Source organism: Trichococcus sp. (genome assembly GCF_049589555.1).
Classification (GTDB): Bacteria; Bacillota; Bacilli; order Lactobacillales; family Aerococcaceae; genus Trichococcus.
Genome location: NZ_JBAWAZ010000148.1, coordinates 1 through 2,268, shown reverse-complemented (window position 1 = coordinate 2,268; position 2,268 = coordinate 1). Strand labels below are relative to the sequence as shown.

Genomic DNA, 2,268 nt, shown 5'->3' with positions numbered 1-2,268 from the left:
GTATTGATGCTATATCAGTAACGCCCGCATCCGTTTGGATATAACGAGCCTGCGTATTTAATTTTTCGGTTCTTTGGTCGATGACCACTTGTAAGGCTTCGATTTCAGCCTGCAATTTCAGAATTTTTGATTCGATGTCAGCTAATTTTTGTTCCTGTTTCGCTAACCGATTCATCAATTCATCCAATTGCGATTGAAGTTCATTCACTTTTGTTTCCAAGTTTGCTTTTTCGGATTCCAAAGTATTCAATGAATTTGATTTTTCTTCAATCTGCGATTGAATCGTATTCGTTTCTAATTGCAAAGCATCTTTTTGTTGTTGCAATTCTTCCAATGTATCCGCTTGAGCAGTAAATCCACCTGCAATCGGACTAAGCAATAAGATTGATGAGAACAACGCGATATGTTTTTTTCCCAATTATACTTCTCCTCCTGTTTCTTCTACGAGATGAAGTATATCAAAATTAAAATACTATTACATGATAGAAATATGACAATTGTATTTCAATTTGTTACGACAGTCGGAAATCCTGAAATGTTGTTCATGTTTGCACAATGCCATCTGAAGACGGCCAGCATTTGATTGTTTGCGCTTCCAGCGATATACTTAACCTGTACCAAGCATTACTTCCGCCATCGCTCTTCAGGAAAGAAAGGAGCAAAAAGCATGAAAATCGATCAAAAAGATTTGCACAAACCAGGTACGGATAATCTTCCTCCTGGCGTCTACAAAGAAGTCGGCCCTAGAGGAGGAAAAATCACCGGCAGCAAAGAAGTCCACATCGTCGAAGGACACAGACTTCCGCCTACCAATAAAGCCGGAAACAAATGGATCAAAAAAGACTGATTGTTCGCTTTTATCTGATCACTTAAACGTTTCAAGGCGGAGGGAACTTGGATTTCACTTCAGAAAAGGACCGTGCAGCCTGAGCCGCACAGTCCTTTTATTGTCTCAAGTGCTATTTCGCTAATAGTTCTTTGATGATTTTGGAGACGAGCGCTTTGTCGGCTTTTCCGTCCAACACCTGCATCGAGAATTTCATCGCATCCTTCAACGGCATTTCAGCTATGCCATTTTCGGCCAAAAAGAAGCGGACTTCTCGTTCATCCATCATTTTGGGGACATAAGCCTCGAGAATGGCCAATTTTTTCTGGTTATCTTCGATCAGATCCGTGCGGTCGACTTGTTTCGCATAGTCGATGGCTTCATTGTTTTTCTTTATGTCTTTCAGAAAAACATGGATTTCCTCTGCTTCGGTCATTTCGCGCTTGTTGTCGATCAAGAAAGAATCGTACTCCGTTTTGATGAGACGCAGGACATCCGCCTTCAATGTGTCTTTGTCTTTTCTTGCTTGGATGAAATCCTTGTTCACTTTTTCTTTCAATGTCATGATTACAGGTCTCCCTTCGATTCTTTAGTATGGGCTGTTTTGATATTTTTTTGCTGCAAGGGTCAGCCTTCATCCCTCATTCTAAGGAAAAGCAGCGGAAATGGCAAAGATTTACTCCTAGATCCAGGCATTGAATTGACAAGCTATTTATGGCGCATAATCATCATAAGCGCTAAAATTAGGGCGAAGAAGATAATCACAGCGAAATGATCCATTTTATTTGTTCGCGGAAAAGGGTGAACTCATGTCTAATTTTTGGACTTTTGAATCAGATTTACCGATTGGGATGGGCGTGGGAACCTTTAGTTTGGCTCATAATGTAGTCCTTATCCTATCTGCAATCATGATTTCCCTCATAATCCATCACTACCGCAAGCAAGATGATTTTGAGCGGAAAAGCATAAAAATGACTCTCTCCGCCTTATTGATTATGCTTTATTTTTCACGATGGTTTTGGTGCGCCCTTTTCGGAAATTTCTCCTATTTCATGAACATGCTGCTTCCGCTGCACCTTTGCAGCGCATCGGCAATAGTGGGATCAGCCGCTGGCTTTTCAAATAATCGGCTGCTGAAAGAATTCTCATACGGCATTGGTTTACCGAGCGGAATCGCCGCTATGGCAAATCCCAATTTGGGACCTTATCCTCTTTTCAGTTTCTGTTTTATCGAATACACCCTGACACACACTCTCTTGATTCTGCTAGCTTTACTTTTTGTGTTCGGTGATGGATTCCATCCGGACTTCCGCAGCCTAGCACATTCTATCTGGCTGACAGCACCTTTTATTGTGACAGCATTATTGGTCAATAATTTGATTGAAAGCAATTATATGTTCCTGAACCGTGTAGAAAAAGGGACTGTGCTTGTGCTTTTCGAC

General features: G+C 41.2%; 3 protein-coding genes and 1 pseudogene. 2 read left to right on the top strand and 2 right to left on the bottom strand.

Features of this window, described 5'->3' with window-relative positions:
- Positions 1-418: pseudogene (locus tag WBV27_RS05880) on the bottom strand (peptidase M48); the annotation flags it as partial.
- 249 nt (positions 419-667) lie between these two features.
- Between WBV27_RS05880 and WBV27_RS05875 the strand changes: the two are divergent.
- Positions 668-847 (top strand): YjzC family protein, encoded by a 180-nt coding sequence (locus WBV27_RS05875; RefSeq protein ID WP_086941280.1) that lies wholly within the window; start codon positions 668-670, stop codon positions 845-847.
- A 112-nt stretch (positions 848-959) separates the two neighbouring features.
- Here WBV27_RS05875 and WBV27_RS05870 read toward each other — a convergent pair whose 3' ends face one another.
- Entirely contained in the window at positions 960-1,391 is a 432-nt protein-coding gene (locus tag WBV27_RS05870; protein WP_424200263.1) for a GatB/YqeY domain-containing protein, read from the bottom strand.
- A 244-nt stretch (positions 1,392-1,635) separates the two neighbouring features.
- Here WBV27_RS05870 and WBV27_RS05865 point away from each other — a divergent pair.
- On the top strand, positions 1,636-2,268 hold a 633-nt coding region (locus tag WBV27_RS05865; protein WP_424200261.1), incomplete at its 3' end, for a TIGR02206 family membrane protein.